Consider the following 24,577-nt stretch of genomic DNA (forward strand, 5'->3'; position numbering starts at 1 on the left):
TGACCGGCACAGCCTGTCCGCCCTTCCCGCTTTCCCGTAGAGCCCTACCGCGGTGCCTCAGGAAAGATCTGAGCGACCGCTTAACCAGACCTTAGTCGCAGCACACCACGGACGACCACCAGCAGTTCTCGCCGCTCACAATGCCCGGACGCGGTGCCGGGCGGCACCCGGCGCCGCGCCGGAAGCGGTACTCGGCGGAGGGCGGCGCCTGCTCGATCCGGCGGACACCCCTCGTCGGGCTTGACGCGCCGGGCTACGGAGTCGTGGACGGGCTCACCGCCGGTCGCCGTCCGACCCCGCCGAAGTGAGCGCGTAGGCGGCGCAGGCCGCACGCAGGGCGTCCAGTCCCGGCCCGTGGTCCGGCGCATGGCCGGTGAGGGTCTCTATCCGCCGCAGGCGGTCGTGCAGGACCTCACTGCGTACGCCGAGTCTTCCGCCCGCCTCGGGAAGGTTGCCGTGCGCGGCTATCAAGGCTTCCAGGGTCAGCCGGAGGACCGGCCGCCGCAGTACCGGGGCTATCGCAGCGGCTGCGGCCGACGCACGCACCGGGCTACTCGCCACCGCGTACTCCACCGCGAGGTCGCCGAGTTCGTACACACCGGGGTCGTAGAGGGCCACGGCCATCGCCAGAAGGTCATCGGCGCTTCGCCGGACGTCCGGCAGGTCCCCGGGGCCGCCCCAGCCGCCCAGCGCCACCCAGGCCCGGCCCAGTTCGGCCCGGGCCAGTTCCGCCCGGACCTGGACCGAGTCGGCCTCCCCCGCCGGGACGAGTACATGGCCACCCGTCGTGCCGAGCAGGCACAGGATGCGCGAACCGCAGTGGCGGCGGAAGGCGTCCTCGGCCTCGTGCCCGGCGGTGTCGCCGAGACGCACCGCGAGTACCGCGTACAGGTCGTGCACGGAGCAGGGCGGTCCGGAACCTTCCATGAGGACGCTGACCAGCCGGTGTTCCGTGCGATCACCCATGCTCGCGGACATGGCGGCCCCCCGGTCCTGGGCCCGTTCGAACTCCAGGACCGCTTCCGCGACGATCCTCGATCCGAGCAGCGCGGCCCGCCGCGCGTGTACATGTATCAGGGCGTTCGGCGAATCCGGCCGCGCGAGTACCTCGTCGTGCAGTTCGTCGGTCACCTCGTACACAGCCTCCAGGAGCGTGTCGAGGTCACCACCACAGCGAGCCCAGTCACGGCTCACGCGCTGTGCCGAACTCACCGCCCGCGGCTCCCAGCCGTCGACATCGTCCAGGGCGTCGAAGTAGGCGGGGAGGAATTCGACACTGAGCAACCGGTTCAGTTCGGGGCCGCTCTCCGGAGCTGCGCCGGGACCGCGCCGCAACAGACCCAGACGAGCCCGCGCCCATCGGGCCACGGCACGCTCGGTGAACGGCTGACGTCGCACTGATCCTCCCACTGTCGCCGGCCGTACACCGGCCGCGCGTCGCGCGCCGCAAGAGGCGCCGCCCCTGGAGGATTCGTCACGGCAGCGGCATCCCGCTTCACGGAAAACCCTCATCTCTCCCCCGCACACGACGTTCTCCGTGGCGAGCGACAGCAGCGAATGGGAAACTTTGTGCGAAAACGGGAGAGTGTGCCGGTGGCAATCGGATATGTTGCTTACGAGCCTGGACGACACTCATCCACTGCGGCGCCGTAGGTGTGTTCGACAGAGCCGTCCCCCGGACCCCGGCCTCAGCGCCGTGCGCCGACGGGTCACCGCACTTCCCCACGGTGTGCGACAGGGAGAGAAACGCCATGCAGGACGCCTCGGACCACCGTGGCGAACGTACCGTCTCCGAGGCGATCGCGCGTCTGCGTGATGGTGGCGGCTCCGGGCTCGTCATCGTCGGCGCTCCCGGAATGGGGCGCTCGACACTCGCGTCGGTGGTCAGGGAACGCGCCAGTACCTTCGCCGCCTGCGCGTCAGCGACCGTGAGGGGCTCCTCGTTCGCCGAGACCATGCGGCTGTGGCAGGACCTGACGGCGCAGTTGGTCACGGCACATCCCCAGGTGACGGCGGCGGACATGGCCTCGACACTGACGGCCGCAGCCGCCGGCGGTGACCACCGGCTCGTCAGCTCGCTCACCGAGTCACTGGAGGCCGCGGCCGCGGCGGGACCTGTCGCCCTGTTCGTGGACGACGCGCACCGGGCGGGCGCCACTTCGACTCTGATCGTGGACGCGCTGCTGAGCGTCGCAGAAAGGCTTCCCCTCCTCGTCACCGTCACCGCGGAGACCGAATCCGAGGAGGGCACCGAGGCGGTGGCCCCCTGGCATCGCTGGCTGGGCCATTCCCGGACGGCGAAGGTGGACCTCGATCCTCTCCCGGACTCTGTCATCCGCGCGGTCATCCGCGAGAACGTGCCCACCGCTCTTTCGTACAGCGCCGAGCAGCGCGTTGTGCGCGTGGCACGAGGCAACCCCCGGCTCGCCCGTGAACTCGCCTTCCGGGACGCGTTCACACAGACGGCCTCGCGCACGCCCGCGGCGGGCCAGTTGCTGATCGACGGACCGGCCCGGCGCATCGTCGCCGTGTGCGAGCGCGAAGCGGTTCTGGCCACGCTCGCGATCGCGGACCGGCCGCTGCCGGTCTCGCTGCTGTGCCGCGCCCTGCGGCAGCGGGCACAGGCAGTCCCCCGAGTACTGGAACGTTCCGAGAGGGCGGGCATCGTCGAGTTCTCCGGCACCGCCGACAGGCCCCTGGTGAGCTTCACGCATCCGCTGTTCGCCGAACTGGCCCTCGTCCTGCCAAGCCCTGAGCGGATTCCTCGTGCCCGGGCGGCACTGGCTCAAGCCATCACAGCCGCGGATCCGGCCGAACTGGCGGAGTGGACCCCCGCGGAGATCGCCACCCACTTCATGGGAACGGGTGACCACTCCGCCGTCTCCGTGCGCCGTTGTCTTGACGCGGCCCGTTGGTGCGAGTCGCACGGGCGGCCCGCCGACGCGATCGACTTCTCGACCTACGCACTGATGGGCACCGTGGATCCGTCGGTCCGTCACACACTGCTCACCGTGCTCGGTCGCTGCGCCGGCCGCGTCGGGGACCACCGGACGGCCATCCGCGCGTTGTCCGACGCGGTGGCTGTGGCACGCGGGCTGACGGACCCCGGGCTGCTGGCCGACACAGTCGCGGACCTCGCCACCGCCGATCGCTTCCCCGGGGCGTCCGGGCCCACCCGCGCGGAGCTGTCGGCGCTGCTGGCCGAGGCGATCGAGGTGTGCTCGGACGATCGTCCCGAGACAAGTGCCCGCGTGCGGGCCGTCGCGGCGGAGACCCTGCGCGAGGACGATTTCCCGGCCGCACGCGACATCTCCGACAGCGCGGTGCGCCTGGTCAGGGAGTATCCGCGGGAGTGTCGGCGGGTCGCCGACCAGGTCCTGGCCACCGACGCGCTTGTCAACGGCAATCCACACGGCTGGGACCGTGTGCGGGAGCACGTTCAAGAGGTGAACGTGACCGATCCGGCCGCGCTGGGCCGTATCGTTCCGGCGGCGACGGGGCTGTTCCTCGCGCAGGGGGACGCCGCGGCACTCGCGTCGCTGGAAAACCGGTGCGCGACCGTGGAGGACATGGTCTGCGACATACGGGTGAGCATCGAGCTGAACCTTCTGCGCGCCACGCGGGCCTTGCTGTCGGGAGACGTGGACGGGCTGGTCCAGGCCCTGCGCAGGCTGCCCGCCCCGCTGTCGGAGGAGGAGCGGATCATGCCCGCCGCCATGGCGATGACCTGGACCGCGCACACCGGCCGGGCACTCGGCATAGAACCCCGGATCGTACGGCCGCCACGGGCGCTGCCGCCACACGTGTCCGCACTGTGGGCGAGCACCGAGACCGTGCTCGCCGCCGCCGGGAACGACGCGGCACGGCGACGTGTACCACCGCTCGCCCGCCGGTTCCGCGAGGCCGGCCCCCCGGCACCAGGTCCCACCTGGTCGCAGGAGACGGCGGTGCGGGCCCTGGCTGCCGGCCTGGCGGGGGACGCGGAGCTGTCGCGGCAGGCGTGCGAGGCGTTGACGCCGTACGCCGGCCAGTTCGCCGTGTACGCCTCCTATCTCCCTGTGGCACCCATCGGCTGGCTGGTCGCGGAGTTGCAACGCCGAGCAGGGGATCTGTCCTCCGCGCGCGCCGCCAACCTGAAGGCCGAGAACACCAGCCGCGGCCTGCGGGCACGCTGGTGGATCGCCCGCTGCCTGCTGCAACGGGCCCGTCTGTTCCGGCGAGGAAACACGGGAGCGGCACTGGATGCCCTGGACGAGGCCCAGGAGATCGCGCGTGAACTCGACTCGGCCCAACTGTTCGAAGAGGCCACGAAGCTGCGCGAGCGTCTCGCCACCCCGGGCCGCCCGATCCGGGAGACTCGGCGGGGCCCCGCCGCACCGCCCGACGGTCTCCCCACGCCCGACGCTCCCCGCAGCCTGGCGGGCACGTCCCTGAGCCGGGCCGGCCTGACCTCGCGTGAACTGGACGTGCTGCGCCTCGCCGCGGTGGGGCTGCGCAACGCCGACATCGCGGCTCGGCTCCACTTGAGCGTGTCGACCGTGGAACGGCACTGCACCAACATCTACCGCAAGCTCGACGTGCGTAACAGGGCACAGGCCCTGGGGCTCCTGACGGGCTGGGAGAGCCGTGACTCCTGGGAGTGACAGGCGCGACGGGGCAGGCCTCGGACCTGTCCATGTGCCGCACCGCACCGTCACAGCGCGGCGCCGGCGGAAACCGAACTCTTGCGGCAGGACGGTCGCAGAACCTTCATCCCGGTTCCGGCTCGACGGCTGGCCAAGGGGGCAGTCCGGCGGCGCCCCCCACCGGCCTTCCTGAAATACCGACCCACATACCCCTCCTTGTCGCGGCCAGGCCATCGCGCGTCCGCGATGAGCGAGGTTCCGTCGAGCACGGCCGAGCCTGCGCAGGGAGTGGCAAGAACCTCGGCGGGTACGTCGGACGGCGCCGATGGCAATAGCACAAGCCGCTCGTGGCCGTAAGGGATGCCCGACGCCCTTCGAGACCCGCCGTTCCTCATGGGAACGCCGGTCGCGGTGGCGCCTCACCGAGTCGGACGGTGGGCCGGCCCTCACCTCCGGGCGAGAATTCCCCCCAGCACGATGTCGAGCATGCGGTCGAGGCGCACCCTCAGGTCAAAAGGCTGCGGCTCGGCGCCGGCCCAGCGGATCACGGAGGCGAAGTAGCCCGCGGCGACGAGCGAACCGGCCTCGCCGGGATCCACTTCCGATATCACCTCACCACGCCGGGCTCCGTCCTCGATGATCCTGGCGATCTCCCGCTCCGGCATCGGATCCCGCAGCAACTGCCCGAACCGGGCCGAGGCCTCCATGAGGACCACCGTCTCGGCTCTGGACCCGATGTTCAGCGAGGCGAGTTCGCCGACATAACGGCGCAGTCGATCACCGACCGGCAGCTCCTCAGCGTGCTCCTGCCGGAGGATCTCCAGGACCCGGGCCCGGCGTCGCGCACCCCATTCCTCCAGGATGCCGGCCTTCTGGGCGTAGTGGTTGAAAACGGTGGCCCGCGACATGTCCACCCGCTCGGCGATCTGCTCCATCGTGGTCGCCTCATAGCCCTGCGCGACGAAGAGTTCGATCGCCGCACCGTAGAGACGGTCACGGGCCTGGCGCAGTTTGCGTTCCCTGCGGCCGGGTTCGGCGGGACGCACTTCCGGGCTCGTCATGACATCAGATCTATCACGTCACGCCCGTCTCTTGACCAGGACTCCTCTTCGGATTTAGATTCAAATCTAATGATGTACCCGAGTCTACTTTTGACCTGCGGGATTCCGCCCGAGGAGGCACGATGGTTTCCGATCGCAGTGCGCAGTACGTCCGCCTGCGACGCGGATGCCATCTGTGGCATCAGCAAGCGGGCGGCTGGGGGATGAGCAACGCCGGTCTGGTCGTCGGACGCGACCAGTCGCTCCTGATCGACACCCTGTACGACCTGCGCCTGACCCGGCGCATGCTGGACGCCTTCGCCGAGCACACGGAACACGCGCCCGTCACGACGCTCGTGAACACCCACGGCAACGGCGACCACTGGTTCGGCAACGAACTGGTGCCCTCGGCCGAGATCGTCGCGGCGCGCGGGTCGCTGGCCGACATGCTCCAGGTGCAGCCGCCCGACATGCTCCGGCTCACGGCGGCGGCCACCCCGTCCGGCCTGTTCGCCCGGAGCATCTTCGACCGCTTCGAGTTCACGGGCATCACTCCCCGCCTGCCCGACCGTCTGTTCGACCGCGAACTGACCCTCGACATAGGCGGCACCTGCGTCCGACTGATCGACGTCGGGCCCGCGCACACGGCGGGCGACACCATCGTCCATGTGCCGCACGCCCGTACGGTCTACACCGGCGACATCGTCTTCGCCGGCGGCACTCCGGTCGTGTGGCACGGCCCGTTCGACAACTGGATAGCAGCCTGCGAACTGATTCTCGGCCTGGACGTACAAACCGTCGTACCGGGCCACGGACCGGTGACCACCAAGGCCGCGCTGCACGCCACACGCGCTTACCTGGAATACGTGCACGACCAGGCGAGCGCCCGTTTCGCGGCCGGGATGACGGTTGGCGAAGCCACCCGCACGATACCGCTCGGACGGTTCGCCGAACTGCCCGAGAGCGAACGGCTCGCGGTGAACGTCCACACCGTCTACCGCGAACTCGACCCCGGCCACACACAGCTCGACGGCCCCGACCTCTTCGGCTGCATGGCCGAGCTCGCCTGCCCCCAGCCCTCACCCTGACAGCTGAGCGCCCCCTGTTCCCGGCCGGGATCTCTCGTCCTGCACGGGCATCCCGCCGTAGCACCGTTCACACCTCCCTCATGAACCGTCATGCCCCGCAACGTCGCGGGGCACTTCCCCCCGGAGGAGCCATGGTCTCCAGCTCCGCTCAACCACTGCCCCAGGCCGTAACGGAAGCGACCACGCCGGAGCGCCACACCGGCACTCTCGTCGCGGGCTGCCTCGCCGTGTGCCTGGCCCAGATCGGCCTCGTCCTGCCCGCCGCGATCAACGGGGTCATCCAGCGCAGTCTGCAGGCCTCGGGGGCCGAACTGACCTGGATCAGCGACGCGTTCATGGTGCCGGCGGCCGTCCTGGCCCTCACCTTCGGAGTGCTGGGCGATCTCTACGGCCGCAAGAAACTCCTGGTGTACGGCTCCCTGGTGGCCGCGCTCGGCTACCTGGTCTCCGCCACCGCGCACTCCCCCGCCCAGCTCATCACGGGGCAGGCACTCTCCGGTCTCGGCGCGGCAGCTCTCTTCCCCGCCTCGCTCGCCGTGGTCACCGCCGGCACCACGACACCCGCCGCCCGCGCCCGGGGCCTCGCCTCCTGGACGACCGCGCTGTCGCTGGGCGCCTTCCTCGCCCCGCTGCTCTCGGGCGCCGTGGTGGAACACACCTCGTTCCGCTGGGCGTTCGCCGTGGTCGGGGTCCTGGCACTGGTCACCGCCGTCGCCGCATGGTTCCTCACCACCGAGTCAAGTGCTCCCGAAGGCCGCGCGCTGGACTGGCCCGGCCAGATCACCATCGCGCTGTCGCTGCTGGGTCTCCTCTACGGCATCATCCAGGGCCCCACCGACGGGTGGAGCTCCGGGCCGGTCGTCGGGGCGTTCGTCGCGGCGGCGGTACTCATGGCCGCCTTCGTCGGGTGGGAGACGCGCTCCGCCGCTCCGATGCTGCGCCTGGAGCTCTTCCGCATTCCCGCGTTCGCCGCCTCGACCGTGGCCGCGGTGGTCGGCATGTTCGGTTTTCTGGGCGGCGCCTACGACCTGAGCATCCGGCTCGGCGTCATCCAGCACCAGAGCCCGCTCCAGGCAGCGGTGCCCTTTCTCGTGATCCAGGGCATCACGCCCTTCATCTGGCCGCTGCTGGTACGGCTGCTGCACCGCACGGGCCCCGGCCCCATGCTCGTCGCCGGTTTCGTGTTCCTCGCCACGGCCCAACTGTGGCTGCGGGCGATCCCCGTCGGCGAGCAGGGACTACTGGTCCTGCTCGGTCCCCTGGTGCTCAACGGTCTGGGCTTCGGCCTGGTCGTCGCCGCGCTGACCGCCGCCGCCGTCAACACGGTCCCGCAGCAGCACACCGGTATGGCCGGCGCCACGACCAGCCTGGTCCGCGACCTCGGCCAGACACTCGGGCCCGCGATCGTCGGCGCGGTCGCGCTCAGTATCGCGGCGGGCCGGATCGCCTCGGGGCTCGCGGGTGCCGGTCTCACCCCCGCCGAGCGCGGCACTGCGGAGGCGGTGCTCGGAGCGGGCGGCCCGATCGCCCTGCACACCGCGGAACTCGGACCGCTCAGCGCCAAGACGGCCGCGCTCACCCAGCAGGCACTCGCCGACGGGTACGGCACGGGGCTCGTCCTCACCGCCTGCGCCTGTCTCGTGGCAGCCCTCGTCTCCGCCCTGTTCATCGGCTTCAGGCGCCCGGCCGAACCGCTCGCCGACGCCCCCCGCCACTGACAAGGGCAAGGAATCCGCCATGCGTTTCGTGACCTGCGAGTACGACGGAGTCCAGCTCTGCGGAGTTCTCTCCCCCGACGGCGACGACATACATCCGTTCCCCACCGGCACGACCCTGTTGCACCTCATCGAGCTGGGCCAGGAAGCACTGATGGAAACGGGATCCTTCACCCAGCGGACCACGGCGCCGTTCGCCCTTGAGGACGTCCGCCTGCTCCCTCCATTGCAGCCGTCCACCATCCGCGACTTCATGACCTTCGAACAGCACGTCGAAGGTGTGGCCCGTGGGTACGGTGAGTACGGTGACACCGTTCCTCCGGAGTGGTACGCGCAACCGGCGTTCTACTTCAGCAATCCCTACAGCGTCGTCGGAGCCCATGACGACGTGCCCGTGCCTCCTGGCTGTACGCGCTTCGACTTCGAACTGGAGGTCGCCGCCGTCATCGGCCGTCGGGGGCGGGACCTCAGCCCCGAAGAGGCTCGCGACCACATCGCCGGGTACACCATCCTCAACGACTGGTCGGCCCGGGACCTCCAGGGCTTCGAGATGAGGGTGAAACTCGGCCCCGCCAAGGGCAAGGACTCCGCCACCACTCTGGGGCCCTGCCTCGTCACTGCGGACGAACTCGACCCCCATCGCGACGCCGAAGGCCGCTTCGACCTGAAGGCCCGTGTCAGCGTCAACGGCGACGTCATCGGATGGGACAACCTCACGCACATGGCGTGGACCTTCGAGGAAATGACCGCGTACGCGTCACGCGGCACCGAGGTACGTCCCGGAGACGTCCTCGGCTCCGGAACCTGCGGCAACGGCTGCCTCGCCGAGTTCTGGGGCCGCCGCGGAAAACTGAGCCCGCCACCGCTCGCCCCCGGCGACACGGTGACGGTGCAGGTGGAGGGCATCGGCACGGTCAGCAATACCGTCGTCGAAGGAACCTCCCCCGTGCCCATACGCCCGGCCCGCCCAAGAGCGTGGGACACCGTGTTGGACGAGCCGGATTCACCCCCCGAATGACCTGACCACCCGCGTGTCCGGCCCCGTGGTGGGCCGGTCGTGGTGGGCAAGGAACGGCGGCACCCAGCAGCTTCCCCCACAGCTACTGCGCCCCCTATGACGGCCGGCCGAGAAGCAGGTCGTCGAGATCCTGCGGTCGGTGTACTGAGAACGTCCTCGCGGTCGGCCCGCCTGGCCGCCGGAAGCGACGGCGGGTCGTCCGCGAGGGTTTGACGACCCGCGCGGACGACCCTGGGGCCGGCTCTCCCCGTCCGACCGGGGGATTCGCCGTCACCGTGCTACGGCTGAAGGCTCCACTGCTGGCAGTAGTTGTTCAGCCAGGTCCACAGGCGGACGTTGGTACCGTCGGTGCTACCGCAGTTCGCGACGTCGGCGACCTTGCCGCTGTTGGGGTTGAGCATGCGCACCCACCCGCTGTCGGTGCTGTCAAGCGTCCAGCGCTGACAGGCGTTGTTGAGGAACAGATACTGCTGGATGTTGGTGCCGTCGGCGGTGCCGCAGTCGGCGACGTCGAGAGCCTTGCCGCTGTTGGTGTTGATGATCCGGCTTGTGCCGTCCAGAAGGGGCTCGACCCGCCAGCGTTGGTTGGTGCCGCCGTGACAGGTCCACAGCTGGACGTTCGCCCCGTCGTCGGTGGACCCGCCGTTGACGTCGAGACACTTGCCGGTCGCCCGGTTCACCAGCATGAAGTCGTTCGGCGTGTAGATGAAGCCGATCTTGTCGACCTCGTCGCCGCTCCGGCCGTGGAAGCCCGAGATCTGCCAGCCGGTGGGCGCGGTGATGGTCGTACAGTCGGAGGTGGTGGAGCCCCCGGCCAGGGTGTTGCCCAGGTTCGTGGTGAATTTGGCGTAGAAGATCCTGGTGTGGCTGTTGTACTCGGCCCGGCACAGATAGGCGCTGGTCACGTATTCGTTGCTCGCCAGCGTCAATGACGAGTACGTACCGCCGGTCCCGCCGTGGGTCAGCGTGGTCCCGTTGCTGAGGGTCACTCCCATCTGGTCGACGCGGGAGCCCGTGCGCAGCGAGATCGCCGTCGCCTGCGCTCCCCAGGGCACGCCGGCGATGTCGGTGAAGTAGTCGCCGTGCGGGCCGCCGAACTGGTCGCTGAGCTGGAAGGCGGGGTTGGTGCTCCAGGTGAAGCCCGCCGTGACGGGGTCGTGGTCGGAGAGCATCAGCCCGGAGGAGTCCTCCAGGAACTTGGCGTGCTCGTTGCTGTAGGACGTCGCGTTGAGGCTGACGAACCTGCTGCTCCGGTACATGATCTTGTCGACGACTTCGCACGTGTTCGTGATGGCTGACTCGTCACAGACGAGCGCGCTGCTGCCCTTGGTGGGCGCCACGCCACCGCGCTCCAGCTGTACCCAGGCGTCGGTGAGCCCGTTGTCCGACACGAAGTCGGCGATGGTGTCGGCGGAACGGGTGTAGCGAGTGTTGGTGTCACCCATGACGACCACGGCGTTGCCGGCGGAGTGCGTCTGGATGAACGAGGTCAGCTGAGCGAGGTTGGACGCTCGTGAGGCCTCGTCGCCGTCGTTGGTACCCGCGTTGGTGTGCAGGTTGTAGAAGTCGACGTAGACACCCTGGGCAAGGCGCTCGCGCATGAAGGTGAAGCCCTTGGGGGTGAGGCAGTCACCGGAGTCGTACTGGCAGGAGTCCCAGCCGACCCGCTCGAAGTCGTCCTCGTCGTAGGCGTAGTTCGAGAGAGTGTTGAGGCCGCTCCCGATGCCCGCTCCGCCGCTGGTGGGAGTTCGGTAGGGATGGGAGTCGGCGGCGTACAGGTAGGCGTGGTAGTTGAAGTCCTCCTCCACGTTGATGATGTCGTACGGGCTGAGCCGCTGGCCGATCGCCGTGGTGGCGCTCGTCCGCTCCGTGTCGGCGCTGTTGATGGCCTGCGGAAGGCCCGCGACGTTGTAGGACAGGACGTTGAAGCTGCCCGAGTCGATGGCGGCGGCGGCGGGTGCCGTCGCGAGGGTGAGACCGGCCAGGCCGGTCAGGAGGAGGGCTCCGGTCGCCAGACCAGAGAGGAGTCTTCGCAAGGATGTCTCCAAGGTACGGAGGTGGACATCCGGGCACTCGGCCGCACGGAACATGCCGAGGCGTTTTGTCCACTGAGGGGGAGTCGCTTCGGCCGAACGCTCAACTGCCGAAGAGCACAGGGGAGTTGGTTGCCCACACCGAGAGACGGACGAGGCGGATGTGACTGTACTGGCGAGTAGGCTGCTTGCGTAAGCGCTTGCACGCTTCGTTTTCCGATCCACAGGAACGCGCTCGGTCGCATCCCGCGCGTCATCGGCCCTCCATGCGTACGACACCCGTTCAGTGCGTCGGATCGGTCTGCCGCGCACCACTGCGGACCCCGTCCGGGGCGGCGCCGGAAGGTGACACCTCGGGCGGGCCGACGTGCCGCACCGCGATCAGTGAAGCAGGGGCACAGAGGGCACAGAGGGCCCTGGGGACATCGGCCCGACGCAAGAGACGCGGTAGGGACGGGAGGCCGGTCGGGCCAGGGGCGTGGCCGTCGCCGCCACGCCCTCCGGCTACTGGTCGGCGGCCAGCACGTAGGTGTTCAGCACCCCCACCGTGGTCAACGGCGTGGGCGAGCCCGTCTCGTACTTGTCGACGGCGAGGTAGTTCGCCTTCTTGCGGGCCGCCGGGGCACAGAAGTTCTCGGCGCGGTTCTGCAGCTTGCCGTTGTCGGTGGCGATGGTCACGTCGATCGGGACGTCCCGGAAGTGGTTCATCACGAACAACGGATGGAAGACCGTGGAGTCGACGGTCAACGGCCGGTCGGTGCCCCATCGGCTGTAGCAGGACCAGTCGGAGTCCCCGATACCGGCGCCCATCGACCAGTAGTTCTCCACGGTCCATTCGCGTTGGTACATCACTCCGAAGGTGTCCCGGGTGGTGTAGCCGTTGGAGATGTCGCTCGCCCGTGTGCGGTCGCTGAAGATCAGCAACTGCTTTCCGCGGGCGGCGAGGTCGGCCATGGTGGGCCAGCCCTTTGTGGCCACCCCCTCCTGGTCGGGCCGGTACAGCACGTCGGAGAGTCCACTGACGGTGCCCAGGGAGGACTTGAGGACGTCCGAGGAGGTGTAGTCCTCCAGGAACACGGTGGCGAACTGTCCCGGATTGGCCTTGAGGAAGGTGACGATGCGCTGGATGTCGGTCGCCAGCGGGACCGGGCTGCTCACGCCGGAGCAGCTGTCGTGGCAGAGCACGGCGGCACCGTCGACGGTGTACGCGTCGAGCATGAACCCGCGTACGCCGTCGCTCAGTTGAGTGCTGATGCCACGGTCCTGATTGGGGAAGAGGTTGACCGGGAAGGAGGCGAAGTTGCCGTCGACGCCGTTGGCGAAGGCGTTATGGGCGGTCAGGAAGGTGACCTGGTCCAGGGTCCGGGTGTCCGCGGAGGGGATGGTCGTCGTGGCCGGGGGCGCGGGGGTGAGGTACCAGCGCGCGAGGTCCCCCGCCGCGCCCAGTTGGACGGCGGTTGAACCCGAGACAGCGGTCAGGTACGTCGTGGTCCCCGGCGCGCTGACGGTGTACGTGTGGGAGCCGGCGTCGGTGATCGTCCAGATGGCCGCCGCGGTGCCGCAGGCGGCGGTGACGGCGGAGGTGCCGCTGCGACTGAGGCAGGTGCCGGTCTCGTCGGTGTTGCGCAGCTCGTAGCCTCCGGTGACAGCGGCCGGGGTCCATTGCTGGTGGTCCTCGCCGCCCTTGGGATTGTGCGCGACCACCGTGCCGGCGCTGTCGGCCGCGTTGAGACCGGTGACGTAACTCTGCACGTACACCGTCCCGGCGGGCACGGCGACCGCCTCGCCTGCGCCGGCCAACGGTATGACCATGGCGGCCAGCACAGCGCCGCACACAACTCTTCGACTGGGCAACGTACTTGTCCTCTCGTGTGCCTGGACGACCAGAGGTCGGGAGATCGGTCATGACCATGACACACCCGTGCGGTGCCGGCGCACCAGTGTGCGTTCCGATCGTGTGACACGCTCACCCGTGCCCCGGATCGCTACGGCAACGGGATCGGCGACGACCGTGATCCGCCGCCAGGAGACATGGCATCGGACATGGCTGTCTTTCGGCTCGCGGTGCGCCGCCACCGGCCCGCGACCGAGTCCCTCGACATCTTCGTACGACCATGCGAACGGGTCACGCGCAGCCGGCGCGCCGCGCGATGGCGGCCGCCGGACCGTGCGGCAGCCGACTCGACCGGAGCGGCCCTTCCGCTCCCCCGCGGCCGCGAAGAGAGCCAGCAGCCAACCCGGGGTGGGCCGGTCCTCCGGAGCCCTGGCGAGACTGTTCAGGACGATTCCTCTCAGTGGTCCTCGAAGCCCGGTCAGATCCGGCTCACCACGCAGGAAGCCGTCACCACCGTGCTGCCGGGACGATTCGTTCGCTTCCAGTCGAAGTCGGTCACCCCGGTCATCGATACGCGCGATCGGACTGGCTCCGGGGCACATCCGGGCTCAGCAGCCCGTGCGCGCGCAGTTCGTCCCAGAGCCCGGCAGGTACAGCCCGGACGTTGAGTTCCGCGTTGCGCGTGACCTGGACCGCGGTGCGCATGCCCAGGGTGACGTTGACGACGCTGGGATGGGTGAAGGGGAACGCGATGGCGGCAGCAGGAAGCGTGGTTCCGTGCCGCTCGCACACATCGGCGATCGCCGCGGCACGGCGCACCAGGTCCAACGGGGCTGCCTGGTAGTCGTACTTCATACCCGTGGCAGGCCGGTCACCGGAGAGCAGGCCAGAGTTGAACACGCCCGCCGCGACCACGCTCTTCCCCAGTGCTCGCGCCGCGGGCAGTACGTCGCCCAGTGCCGACTGGTCGAGCAGCGTGTACCGCCCGGCAACCATCACCACATCGGCGGCGGTCTCACGGAGGAACCGGGCGAGCATGACCGACTGGTTCATTCCGGCTCCGATGGCGCCGATGACTCCCTGGTCACGCAGGCCCGCGAGGGCGGGCATGGCTTCCTCGGCGGCCTGCCGCCAGTGGTCGTCGGGGTCGTGCAGGTACACGATGTCCAGGCGGTCGAGCCCGGTGCGCCTCAGGGTGTCGTCGATGGAACGCAGTACACCGTCCCGGCTGAAGTCCCACTGCCGCCGCAGATCGTCACGAACGACGAAGCCCTCGGTGTCGGTGCCGCAGGGACGTTCGTTGGGGACGAGGAGACGGCCGACCTTCGAAGAGATCACGTACTCGTCGCGCCGACGGCTCCGCAGAAAGGCTCCCAGTCGAATTTCGGAGAGGCCGAGCCCGTAGTGCGGCGCCGTGTCGAAGTAGCGGATACCCGCGTCCCACGCCGCCTCCAGCGCGTCTGTCGCGTCCGCCACCGGTGTGGGCCGGTAGAGATTTCCGATGACGGAGGCACCGAAGCCGAGCTCGGTGACCTCCAGAGGGGTGTTCCTGATCTTCAGGCTCCGCAAGGCGTCCTCCCTGGTGGTACAGGCATGGTGGTACGGCGGTCCTGTTGCCGGTCAGCGTCTGACGCCGGCCGAACCACCGGCGATGAGCGCCTCGACCTCGATGAGGGTGGCCATGGAGGAGTCGCCCGGGGTGGTCATGGTGAGCGCACCGTGGGCGGCGCCGTAGGCCAGGGCGCGGTCGAGGTCGTCGTACTTCAGCAGCCCGTACACGAGCCCGGCGGCGAACCCGTCGCCGGAGCCGATGCGGTCCAGGACCTGGAGTCCTGGCATCTCCGGGCCGGTACGGAAGCCGGTCTTGGCCGACCATGCCGCGGAGGACCAGTCGTTGACGCCTGCCGAGCGGACGGCACGCATGGTCGTGGCCAGGACCCGTGCCTGAGGGAGCCGTGCGTTGACGGCGGAAAGCGCGTCGGGTACCTCGTCAGCGGTCAGCGGGACGGTGTCAGGGCCATCTCCTGCGAGGCCGAGGGCTCCGGTGATGACATCGGCGTGGCGGGCGAGGCGCAGATCGGTCTCGCGGGCGCGGGCCGCTCCGCCCCGCGAAGCCCACAGGCTGGGGCGGTAGTTGGGATCGTAGGAGATAGTGGCGCCGTGCCGCCGTGCGGCGGTCATGGCCTCCTCCGCGACCTGAGGCGTGGTGTCGGAGAGCCCCGCGAAGATGCCGCCGGTGTGGAACCAGCGCACGCCCCGGGAGAAGACCTCGTCCCAGTCGATGTCGCCAGGCCTCAGCCGGGAGATCGCCGTGTGCGCCCGGTCGCTCGCCCCGAGCGCGCCGCGCAGCCCGAATCCGCGCTCGACGAAGTTGAGTCCGTTGCGGGCCGAGCGGCCGACGCCGTCATCGGCCGTCCACCGCACGAGTGAGGTGTCGACGCCGCCCTGGAGCATCAGGTCCTCGACCAGGCGACCGACCGGATTGTCGACCAGGGCCGTGACGACACCCGTCCGCAGGCCGAAGCAGCGCCGCAGACCCCGTACGACGTTGTACTCACCGCCCCCTTCCCAGACCTGGAAGGTGCGGGCCGTACGGATGCGTCCCTCGCCTGGGTCGAAGCGGAGCATCACCTCCCCCAGAGCCAGCACGTCGAAGCGGTTGCCGCTCATGACACGCCCCGCTCGCCGATCGCCACAGCCTCCGCTGTCAGCCTCCGTACCTGCGCCCAGTCGTTGCTTTCCAGGAGAGCGGCGGAGGCCATCCAGCTGCCACCGACCGCGGCCACCGCGGGGTGGCCGAGATACTCCGGCAGCCGGGCCGGCCCGATTCCGCCGGTGGGTACGAAACGCATCCCGGGGAAGGGCGCCGCGAGGGCGGCGATCACGGCCGGACCGCCCAGCGACTCGGCCGGGAACAGTTTGACCGTGCTGACGCCGTCCCGCAGTGCTCGCTGCACCTCCGTCGCCGTGGCCACGCCGGGCATCACCGGTACGCCCAGCAGGCGGCAGCGCTCCACGGTCTCGGCGTCGTAGCCGGGCGACAACACGAACCGGGCCCCTGCCTCCACGGCTCTCTCCGCATCCTCCGGCGTGAGGACGGTACCTGCGCCGACACACAGACCGCCGTGCGCCGCCATGGTCCTCACCGCCTCCAGCGCCGCCGGTGTACGCAAGGTGACTTCGACGCAGCGCGCCCCGCCGGCCACGAGTGCCTCCGCCAGCGGAGCGGCCGTCGTGGCGGACGGCACTGTCAGGACAGGCAGGATGCGCGAGCCGGGCAGCACGGATGCCGGATCCGCCGTTCCGTTCTGACGTCTGGCGAACGCGTCTGTCATCGTGCGAGCCATCCGCCGTCGACGGGCAGGACCGTGCCGTGCACATAGGCGGCGGCGTCGGAGGCGAGGAAGACGGTGGCGCCCGCGAGGTCGTCGGCGTTGCCCCAGCGTCCGGCGGGGATTCGGTCGAGGATGGCTTTGCTGCGTACCGGATCCGCCCGCAGGGCCTGGGTGTTGTCGGTGGCGATGTAGCCGGGGGCGAGGGCGTTGACGTTGACGCCGTGCGGGGCCCACTCGTTGGCGAGGGCTTTGGTGAGGCCGGCGATGCCGTGCTTCGCGGCGGTGTAGCCGGGCACCGTGATCCCGCCCTGGAAGCTGAGCAGTGACGCCGTGAAGATGACCTTGCCGCTGCCCCGGGCCACCATCGTCGCGCCCACCGCCCGGGTCAGCGCGAACTGGGCGCCGAGGTTCACCTGGAGGACCAGGTCCCAGTCGTCGTCGGTGTGTTCGGCAGCCGGGGTCCGGCGGATGGTGCCCGCGTTGTTGACGAGGATGTCCACCGGCCGGGCCCGGCCGGCCAGGTCGGCGCCCAGCGCGCGGACGGCACCGGGATCGGCGAAGTCCGTGCGGATCGCCTCGAAAGAGCGCCCCGCGGCGGAGACGTCCTTCGCCACGTCGCTGCCGGACTCCTCCAGGTTCGCGCTGACGCCGATGACGTCCGCGCCGGCCTCGGCGAGCGCGCGGGCCATGGCCCGGCCGATGCCGCGCCGGGCTCCGGTGACGACGGCCAGCCGGCCCGTCAGGTCGAACGTGTTCACGCGGCGCCCCCCTGTGTCTCGGTGGTGCAGTCCACGAGGATCTTCATCACGTCTCCGCCGGCCTCCAGCGCCTCGAACGCCGAGGGCGCCTCGACGAGTGGTACGACCTTGCTGATGAGCCGCTCGGCGGGGATCGTCCCGTCGGCCACCAGGCTCACCGCCTGCTCGAAGTCGGAGCGGTCGTACAACCGGGCGCCGACCAGGGTGAGTTCGCGCCAGAAGAAGCGGTGCAGGTTCACCTCGCGCGGGCGCGGGTGGATGGCCACCAGGCACAGCCGGCCCCGCACCCCCAGCACCTCGACCGCGGTCTCCACACCGGCCGCGGCGCCGGACACCTCGAAGGCCACGTCCGCGCCGGCCTCGGCGGTCCACTCCCGCACCCGCTCGGGCACGTCGTCGCCCGCCGGGTCCCACACGCCCAGTCCCAACTCCTGGGCGAGCAGACGGCGGTGCGTGCTCGGCTCGACCACCCGGACGTCGGCCCCGGCGTTCCGCGCGACGAGCGCGATGAGGATGCCGACCGGTCCGCCGCCGACCACGACGGCCTTCTCGCCGCCCCGGACCCCGGCCCGGCCGACATCGTGCACGGCGACCGCCGTGGGTTCCACGAGCGCCGCCCGGTCCAGCGGGATTCCCTCAGGCAGGCGCACGAGTGTCGAGACGGGCACGGTCCAGCGCTGCTGCAGCGCGCCCGGCGAGTCGATCCCGATGAAGTCGAGGTGCTGACAGATGTGCCTGTGACCCGCCACGCAGGCCGGGCAGGTACCGTCCCAGCGCAGCGGCATCACGGTCACCGCGTCCCCCGGCCGCCAGCCTTCCACGCCAGGGCCGACCCGCACGATGCGACCGGACATCTCGTGCCCGAGGACGGCCGGTGTGGTGACCCGGGCGTCCATGTCGCCGTGGAATATGTGCAGGTCGGTACCGCAGATCCCCACGTAAGCCGGTGTCAGTTCCACCTCCCCGGGGCCGGGAGGCGCGCCGATGGCAGGGCCGGTGTCGAGCGTACGGGCGCCGGCATAGCGCACGGCCAGTGCGTCGGTCACGAAAGAAGCTCCTTCTGGATGGATCACAACTGGTAGAAGGCGGAGGCGGTACCCGCGAGGACCGCCTCGGTCTCAGGGGCGGAGCAGACCGCCAGCAGCTCGTCGACCGCGGCGGCCCAGCGGTCCCAGCCGCCGGCGAGGAGACACAGCGGCCAGTCGGAGCCGAACATCAGCCGCTCCGGGCCGAAGGCCGACAGGAGCACGTCCCATACAGGGCGGATGTCCTCGGTCGTCCATGCCTCGTGGTCGGCCTCGGTGACGAGTCCGGATACCTTGCACCGCACCTGTGGATGCGCGGCCAGCAGCCGAATCTGTTTCTCCCAGTCGGCCAGTTCGCCGCCCGCGACGTCCGGCTTGCCCGCGTGGTCGAGGACGAGCGGCACCTGCGGATGGCGCCGGGCGAGCAGGACGGCGCTCGGCATCTGGTGAGCCCGGACCAGCACGTCGTACGCCAGTCCCCGTTGGCCCACCGCCCGCAATCCCCGCTCCACATCAGGGCGTTGCAGCCATCCGGGGTCGGTCTCCGCCTGTACGAGATGCCGCAGGGACCGCAAATAGCCCCCGCCGGGCCCCGCCAGCAGACCGTCCAGAGTGTCCCCGATCGCGGAAGAGGTGAGATCGGCCCAGCCGACCACCGCGCCGATGAGCTGTTCCCGCTCGGCCAGCGCGAGCAGTTCCCGCGTCTCGGGCAGGGAGGTCACGCACTGCACGACCACGGTGGCTCCCAGCCGGTGACCTGCGATCGGACGGGTTGCGTCCGATCGCAGGTCACCGACAGCGAAGGCGCGGCGGATCGGTGCGAGCGTGGGCTCGTCGAGCCACGGCTGCGGCCGCCGGGTGAGGTCCCAGAGGTGGTGGTGGGCGTCGACGAGCGGCACGGGACCACCGGGGTCGGGCATCGGAGTCGCTGGGACCTCGGACCTCACTGAATGGTCCAGAGCTGGTTGGTCTGGTTCAGCGGTGTCCACTGGTCGATCACCGCGCCGTTGGCGGTCGAGTTATTGTAGACCTCCATGGCCTGCCGGGTTTCGAAGTTGCGGATGACGTACCCGCCGCTGGTCGGCTCGAAGTACCAGAGTTGGTTGTTACCGCCGTTGTACGTCCACTGGACCAGTGCGGTTCCCTTGGCGTGAGACTTGTTGTTGACGTCGAGGACCTTGCCGCTGTTGCGGTTGACGATCTTGTACAGGTTGCCGCTGACCTGCACGACGTTCCACTGCTGGTTGGCCCCGGAATCGGCGGCCCACTGGACGACGCTTCCGCCGTCCGCAGTCGAGTTGTTGTAGACGTCGGCGAGCAGCCCGCTGCCCACGTTCTTGATCGTGTAGTACGTCGACGGGTTGAAGTCCGGCGTGGTGGCCGCGTCCTCCAGTGCGCCTCCGGCTTGCTGCACGCTGAAGTCCGTCACGTAGAAGTAGCCGCCGTCGGTCTTGGCGATCCGCAGGTAGCGGAACTTCTGCCGTGCGTCGATCTTCGCCGTGAGTGTGGCCCCGTACGGCAGGGCGGTGCTGTCCTGGCGGCCCAGCACGGTGTACGTGGCGAATGAGGGGTCGTTCGAGCCGCGTACCTCGAAGTTGTTGCGGGTCGCCGACTGGTCGATGTCCTGTCGGGTGGTGAGCGAGAACTGACCGAGCGCGTAAGCCTTGCCGAGGTCGACCTGCCACCAGGCCGAGGTGTCGGCCGCTGTCGGTGACCAGCCGGTGGCCGGGTCGTTGTCGTTGGCCTTGGCGGCCGCCCAGTTCGCGCTGTATACGGAGGAGGCCGAAACCGCCTTGCCGTAGGCGAGGTTGAGCTCGGCGAGCAGCCCTCGGTACGGCGACTGAAGTCCTGCGGCTGCCATGACGGCGGCACCGGTCGTCGTGTTGCCGCTCAGGGTGACGTTGGAACCGTTGCGGTTCTGCTGGATGAAGTTGTCGGTGCGCGAGAGCACGTTGTTCGATGCGGTGAGGTTGTCGGAGCCCTCGTCCAGGTAGATGCCGGCCACGGCCGAGCCGCACGCCGTGGGTGAACGGACCACGTCGTGGATGTAGTTGGCGTTGATCACCGTGCCGGGGTCGTTGGACAGGTGGTAGATCCCGGCGGTGTCGCAGAGCTGGTTCTGGACGTTGCCGATGCGGTTGAAGCTGACCGAGTTGTCGCCGAGCGCGTTGGCCGCGGACTGCCAGCCCCAGCCGAGCGAGATCCCGGCCCAGGGCGAGTCGGAGATGTCGTTGTGGTCGATGGTGGTGCCGTGCACGAAGCCCGCGTTGATGCCGGCTGTGCCGGGATAGTCCTGACCTGTGCGGCTGATCAGGTTGTTGGTGACCGTGACGCCGGTGACGACCTCGCGAACGTCCTCACCCGCGGGAGAGGTCGGCGGATCGTAGACGGTGTGGTATTCGACATCGGGGTCGGAGAACTTGCCCACCATGATTCCGTTGCCGGCGACGTCGTACACGATGTTGCCGGTCACCGCGGAGTCATGTACCCCGTGGTGCAGGTCCAGGGCTGTGGAGCCCATCTGCGTGAACGTGTTGGCAGTGAAGGACACGTCGTCGGCGTTCGCCACGTACACGCCGGCCGGCGGACGGTCGACGTACTGATTGTTGCTGGCGTCCGCGGAGAGGTTGAAGTTGCCGCCCTGCGCGTTGAGCAGCCCGTTCGTACTCGCCTCGGTCCATGTGGTGCAGGTGAAGGTGATGCCGGAGAACCGGAGGTCGTGGACCGGGTGGTCGAGGTCGGTGCCCTGGATGTCGAAGAGCGTCTCAAGCGTCGGGGCCTGCACGCTCGCCGTGGACATGGTCTCCCCGCTCCGGGGCAGGTAGTAGACCATCTGCTCGTGCGTGTCGACGTAGAACTCGCCCGGCTCGGTGAGGAATTCGTGGGCGTTCTCGAAATACAGCGGCGAACCGTTCGACAGCAGCGGATACGGGCGCTGGAACAGGATGCCCGCCTCGTGGTCCTGGAGGGACAGGCTCGCGAGACCGCCACTGTTCGTGTACGACTTCAGCCGCAGGTAGCTCTCCGCCCACTGCAGTTGGAGCACCATCTCGACCTCGTCGAAGTGGTCCCACGAGGCCACCTGCGAACTCAGCACCTTCAGCACCTGATTGGTCTTGTCACCGGACTGCAACTGGAAGTCGGATCCGACGTCCGGGTAGCGCGCCCTGGTGGCGCGCACCCCGTCGACGTACATCTGGCGGAAGTCGAAGTCGCCGACCGGCGCCTTGTACTGGCCGTTTCCTGCGGCGGTCCAGCCCGTGACGGCTTTGCCGCTGGTGACGACGGGGGTCTCGTTCCCGTACGCCTGATAGACCACGGAGTGACCGTTGCTACCGGAATCCGCGGAGGTGAAGTCGACGGGCTGCGTCAGCGAGTACGTCCCTCCGCGCAGGTTGACCACGATGTCCCCGGACATGTCCGAGTTGATCGCGCGAACCGCCGACTGGGCCTTCCCGATGGTTCTGAAGGCCGAGGCCGTGCTGGTGCCCGAGTTGTTGTCGTTCCCGCCCGACGGGTCGACGTAGAGATTGGTCGTGGCCGCGTAGGCCTGCTGGGCGGGCAGTGCCACGGCCGCCGTGACGGCCAGAGCAAGCGCTTGCAGCAGTCCCGCGAAGATGCGTGCGCGTCTCATCCGGTTGAACTCCTTTCTGGATTGGGTCAGTTCACTTCCCCTGCCGGTCGGCGGCTCAGAGAACGTCCGACGGGTTCTCGCTCAGGCGCCAGATCTCGGTCATCTCCGACCACTGGCCGCTGGTTCCCCGGTCCGGCCACGGCTCCTGGCACGGATCGGTCAGTTTCCACCAGCGCTGGGTCTCCGGGTCGGCGGCGATCGCCGCCATGTCCGCCTCGAAGTCCTCACCGACGTACTCGAAATGGCCGAAGAGGATGTCGCCGTGCAGAAAGATGCTGTAGTCGCGGATGCCCGCCCGGCGCAGGGTGGCTTCGACGCCCGGCCAGACGGCGGCATGGAGCGCCAGGTACTCCTGCCTGCGCTCGGGCCGGAGTCGGATGGTCTGCGCGATACGCCTCACGGGGCATCCTCTCCTCGGTGAGCGGCAGGCTCCGCGGACGGGCTGTCGAACGGTGTGCGGTAGCCGGGGGTTCGCGCGCGCAGGTCCAGCCCGAGCGTGAGCCTGATGCGGGTGGACGCGGGGAGCAGGACGGTGAGCCACGGACCGTCGACGAACGCCTGGGTCTCGGTGACGACCGGCCGCCCGTGACCGTAGTCGTACATGTCCCCGACCCAGGAGCCGTCCTCGCACGACGTGTACCGCACCGACTTGATGGTGTCCTGGGCGAAGGCACCGGCCTGCACGATCACCGTCCGGGTGGACTCCGGGTCGAGGTTGACCAGTTCGACGACGGTCGCCTCCGGGTCGATGGAACTCACCAGGGCGGACACTCGCGGCGGCAGACCGGCACGGCGGGCGTCGGCGTCGTAGTAGCGCAACCGCGCCTGTTGCAGGCCGCCGTTGTAGAGGACCTGGGGGCCACCCCAGGTCAGCTGGACGAGTGCTTCGGTGACGACCGGGTTGGACTGCTGCCAGAGGTGGATGTCGGCCTCGGGGACGTCGAGGTCGCGATAGCGGTCCATCCTGGCCAGCCGGTGGCGCACCTGCGCCTGCGCCGCGGCCAGGATGCGCTCGGGGTAGTGGGGGTCGTCGCCGGCCAGGAACGCGAACCATGGCTCCTCATGGCCGGCCTCCTCCTTGAGGCGGTACGGCCGTACGACACTCCAGTCGATGCCTGAGGCCTCACGGAGCCGCTCCAGTCGGGACCGGTCGGCGGCGGACATGGTGTGGTGCCACAACGCCACGGGTACGGCGGCGGTGACCGGGTTGTAGTCGAACCACCCGGTGTCGCGGTACCGGTACGGCACGTGCAGCGTGGGCGTGTGCACGTCCTCGGCGAGCTGCACGACCCAGCGGGAGGCGAGGCTGGAGTCGGCCTCGCTGAAGGCCATCACCTTGCCGTTGCCGATGACGGCGTCGAGTCCGCTGGTGACCATCGAGAGGTGGTCGTCGTCGCCGGTCACGGTGGCCGCGGCCAGCGCGGCCACGAGTGCCGCATGGCCGACACTGTGCCAGCCGTGGGGCCATGACCAGCCGTAGTGCCCGCCGTACCAGCGACCCTCCAGCAGGCCGCCGACCTCGCCGTCGGGGCCGACGTTGTCAGGGATGAGACCGTCGTTGGCCTCCGTGCGTTCCCGCCAGGCCCCCACGTACTCGACGATCCAGTCGCGGTAGCGCTCCTCGCCCGTCAGGATCCAGGCGTTGAGGACCAGTCCGGCGGCGGCCAGGTTCACCGCGGTGTCGCCGGAGCCCATCCGCTCGTGCATCGACTTGCCGAGACGCGGGTCCTCGGCGGGAGGCAGCTGTGTGTCACCGGTTCCCGGGAGCCAGTCGAGTGGGAAGCCGTACAGCTCGGCCTCCTTCGGCAGCCACGGGTAGGCGTCGCCGTCGAAGAGGCCCTGCCGGTCGGGGTCGCTGCCGTTGTGAGGTCGCTTGATGATGCGATGCTCAGGGTCGTAGTTGCCCTTCGCCGGGTCGGCGTACAACTCGGCGAAGCGGACGGCCCGCTCGGTCCAGCGCTCGGGAGCGGCCATGCACAGGAAATAGAGAAGCAGCAGACTCTCGCCCTGGTGGAACCAGTCGTAGCCACGCTCGTACTCGTCCTGGAGCATGCCCAGTTCGGTCAACTGCCGGGTGACGCCCTCCCAGTGCTTCTCACTCGCGGCCAGCAGGTCGTCGGCACCGCCCAGCAGGTACAGCTGAGGCCAGTTGAAGAACACCTCGTAGAAGTCGTCCACGCCGTCGCGGGTCGTGAGCCGGCCGCTGTAGGTGAGGCGCCCGTCGGGGCCGGTGAAGTCCCGGTCGAATCGGCGCCAGGCATGGTCCAGCAGGTCGAACAGCTCGCGCTGTGCGAGGGCCCAGCCGGGGGGCTCAAGGAGCGGGACGCTCGCGTGCACCTCCGGCACGGGGCGGGCGGGTTCGCCGTTGTCCTCGCCGGAGGTCCGGTCGGCAGGACTGATCGTCATGAGGATGATCTCCGTTCGGGGGTGCGTGCCCGCGACGGGCTGCACGGTCATTCGGTGAACGTCCGC

At 69.5% G+C, this 24,577-nt stretch carries 17 protein-coding genes and 1 pseudogene; 4 read left to right on the top strand and 14 right to left on the bottom strand.

The window, feature by feature from the left end; all coding sequences use genetic code 11:
• Positions 1–273: 273 nt before the first annotated feature.
• On the bottom strand, positions 274–1,398 hold the full coding sequence (locus OG496_RS10285; protein WP_405970545.1) for a helix-turn-helix domain-containing protein: 1,125 nt from the start codon (positions 1,396–1,398) through the stop codon (positions 274–276).
• Between the two features lie 353 nt (positions 1,399–1,751).
• Here OG496_RS10285 and OG496_RS10290 point away from each other — a divergent pair, with 353 nt between their 5' ends.
• Positions 1,752–4,643, top strand: coding sequence for a LuxR C-terminal-related transcriptional regulator (locus tag OG496_RS10290; RefSeq protein WP_405970546.1), 2,892 nt, complete (start codon positions 1,752–1,754; stop codon positions 4,641–4,643).
• 428 nt (positions 4,644–5,071) lie between these two features.
• Here OG496_RS10290 and OG496_RS10295 read toward each other — a convergent pair whose 3' ends face one another.
• Positions 5,072–5,686, bottom strand: coding sequence for a TetR/AcrR family transcriptional regulator (locus OG496_RS10295; protein WP_405970547.1), 615 nt, complete (start codon positions 5,684–5,686; stop codon positions 5,072–5,074).
• Positions 5,687–5,808: 122 nt separating this feature from the next.
• Between OG496_RS10295 and OG496_RS10300 the strand changes: the two genes are divergently transcribed.
• The 3 genes from OG496_RS10300 to OG496_RS10310 all read left to right on the top strand — a co-directional run bounded on the left by OG496_RS10300 (position 5,809) and on the right by OG496_RS10310 (position 9,486).
• Complete coding sequence (locus OG496_RS10300) at positions 5,809–6,753, top strand: MBL fold metallo-hydrolase (RefSeq protein WP_405970548.1); 945 nt, start codon at positions 5,809–5,811, stop codon at positions 6,751–6,753.
• Positions 6,754–6,884: 131 nt separating this feature from the next.
• The gene (locus tag OG496_RS10305; RefSeq protein ID WP_405970549.1) at positions 6,885–8,471 is read left to right on the top strand and encodes an MFS transporter; all 1,587 of its coding nucleotides are present in this window, start codon (positions 6,885–6,887) and stop codon (positions 8,469–8,471) included.
• A 19-nt stretch (positions 8,472–8,490) separates the two neighbouring features.
• Entirely contained in the window at positions 8,491–9,486 is a 996-nt protein-coding gene (locus OG496_RS10310; protein ID WP_405970550.1) for a fumarylacetoacetate hydrolase family protein, read from the top strand.
• A 278-nt stretch (positions 9,487–9,764) separates the two neighbouring features.
• On the opposite strand, the gene OG496_RS10315 is transcribed toward OG496_RS10310, so the two are convergent.
• The 12 genes and pseudogenes from OG496_RS10315 to OG496_RS10370 all read right to left on the bottom strand — a co-directional run bounded on the left by OG496_RS10315 (position 9,765) and on the right by OG496_RS10370 (position 24,511).
• Positions 9,765–10,172 (bottom strand): RICIN domain-containing protein, encoded by a 408-nt coding sequence (locus OG496_RS10315; protein WP_405976599.1) that lies wholly within the window; start codon positions 10,170–10,172, stop codon positions 9,765–9,767.
• A 9-nt stretch (positions 10,173–10,181) separates the two neighbouring features.
• Positions 10,182–11,522, bottom strand: a pseudogene (locus OG496_RS10320) (jacalin-like lectin); the annotation flags it as partial.
• A gap of 501 nt (positions 11,523–12,023) precedes the next feature.
• The gene (locus OG496_RS10325) at positions 12,024–13,331 is read right to left on the bottom strand and encodes an RICIN domain-containing protein (RefSeq protein WP_405970551.1); all 1,308 of its coding nucleotides are present in this window, start codon (positions 13,329–13,331) and stop codon (positions 12,024–12,026) included.
• A 586-nt stretch (positions 13,332–13,917) separates the two neighbouring features.
• Positions 13,918–14,922, bottom strand: a complete 1,005-nt coding sequence (locus OG496_RS10330) for an aldo/keto reductase (protein ID WP_405970552.1) — start codon at positions 14,920–14,922, stop codon at positions 13,918–13,920.
• Positions 14,923–14,973: 51 nt separating this feature from the next.
• On the bottom strand, positions 14,974–16,023 hold the full coding sequence (locus OG496_RS10335; protein WP_405970553.1) for a sugar kinase: 1,050 nt from the start codon (positions 16,021–16,023) through the stop codon (positions 14,974–14,976).
• The gene (locus OG496_RS10340; protein WP_405970554.1) at positions 16,020–16,688 is read right to left on the bottom strand and encodes a bifunctional 4-hydroxy-2-oxoglutarate aldolase/2-dehydro-3-deoxy-phosphogluconate aldolase; all 669 of its coding nucleotides are present in this window, start codon (positions 16,686–16,688) and stop codon (positions 16,020–16,022) included. The genes OG496_RS10335 and OG496_RS10340 overlap by 4 nt, the downstream gene beginning before the upstream one ends.
• Positions 16,685–17,446, bottom strand: coding sequence for an SDR family oxidoreductase (locus tag OG496_RS10345; protein ID WP_405970555.1), 762 nt, complete (start codon positions 17,444–17,446; stop codon positions 16,685–16,687). Before OG496_RS10345 ends, OG496_RS10340 begins: the two co-directional genes overlap by 4 nt.
• A complete protein-coding gene (locus tag OG496_RS10350; RefSeq protein ID WP_405970556.1) occupies positions 17,443–18,492 on the bottom strand; it encodes a zinc-binding dehydrogenase in 1,050 nt (349 codons plus the stop codon). The genes OG496_RS10345 and OG496_RS10350 overlap by 4 nt, the downstream gene beginning before the upstream one ends.
• A 23-nt stretch (positions 18,493–18,515) precedes the next feature.
• Positions 18,516–19,391 (bottom strand): amidohydrolase family protein, encoded by an 876-nt coding sequence (locus OG496_RS10355; protein WP_405970557.1) that lies wholly within the window; start codon positions 19,389–19,391, stop codon positions 18,516–18,518.
• 23 nt (positions 19,392–19,414) lie between these two features.
• Positions 19,415–22,105: an RICIN domain-containing protein gene (locus OG496_RS10360; RefSeq protein ID WP_405970558.1), complete on the bottom strand. Its 2,691-nt coding sequence runs from the start codon at positions 22,103–22,105 to the stop codon at positions 19,415–19,417.
• A gap of 55 nt (positions 22,106–22,160) precedes the next feature.
• Positions 22,161–22,505 carry an L-rhamnose mutarotase gene (locus tag OG496_RS10365; protein WP_405970559.1) on the bottom strand — a complete coding sequence of 115 codons (345 nt, stop codon included), beginning with the start codon at positions 22,503–22,505 and terminating at the stop codon, positions 22,161–22,163.
• Entirely contained in the window at positions 22,502–24,511 is a 2,010-nt protein-coding gene (locus OG496_RS10370; protein ID WP_405976600.1) for a hypothetical protein, read from the bottom strand. The genes OG496_RS10365 and OG496_RS10370 overlap by 4 nt, the downstream gene beginning before the upstream one ends.
• Positions 24,512–24,577 lie beyond the last annotated feature (66 nt).

The sequence above is a fragment of the Streptomyces sp. NBC_00988 genome, from assembly GCF_045162645.1.
In the GTDB taxonomy this organism is placed as follows: domain Bacteria; phylum Actinomycetota; class Actinomycetes; order Streptomycetales; family Streptomycetaceae; genus Streptomyces.

Coding starts and splice junctions, on each gene's coding strand:
- OG496_RS10335 (WP_405970553.1), bottom strand. CDS start 16,023: ATGAGCGGCAACCGCTTCGACGTGCTGGCTCTGGGGGAGGTGATGCTC.
- OG496_RS10300 (WP_405970548.1), top strand. CDS start 5,809: ATGGTTTCCGATCGCAGTGCGCAGTACGTCCGCCTGCGACGCGGATGC.
- OG496_RS10295 (WP_405970547.1), bottom strand. CDS start 5,686: ATGACGAGCCCGGAAGTGCGTCCCGCCGAACCCGGCCGCAGGGAACGC.
- OG496_RS10325 (WP_405970551.1), bottom strand. CDS start 13,331: ATGGTCATACCGTTGGCCGGCGCAGGCGAGGCGGTCGCCGTGCCCGCC.
- OG496_RS10340 (WP_405970554.1), bottom strand. CDS start 16,688: ATGACAGACGCGTTCGCCAGACGTCAGAACGGAACGGCGGATCCGGCA.
- OG496_RS10305 (WP_405970549.1), top strand. CDS start 6,885: ATGGTCTCCAGCTCCGCTCAACCACTGCCCCAGGCCGTAACGGAAGCG.
- OG496_RS10355 (WP_405970557.1), bottom strand. CDS start 19,391: ATGCCCGACCCCGGTGGTCCCGTGCCGCTCGTCGACGCCCACCACCAC.
- OG496_RS10370 (WP_405976600.1), bottom strand. CDS start 24,511: ATGACGATCAGTCCTGCCGACCGGACCTCCGGCGAGGACAACGGCGAA.
- OG496_RS10315 (WP_405976599.1), bottom strand. CDS start 10,172: ATGCTGGTGAACCGGGCGACCGGCAAGTGTCTCGACGTCAACGGCGGG.
- OG496_RS10310 (WP_405970550.1), top strand. CDS start 8,491: ATGCGTTTCGTGACCTGCGAGTACGACGGAGTCCAGCTCTGCGGAGTT.
- OG496_RS10290 (WP_405970546.1), top strand. CDS start 1,752: ATGCAGGACGCCTCGGACCACCGTGGCGAACGTACCGTCTCCGAGGCG.
- OG496_RS10360 (WP_405970558.1), bottom strand. CDS start 22,105: ATGAGACGCGCACGCATCTTCGCGGGACTGCTGCAAGCGCTTGCTCTG.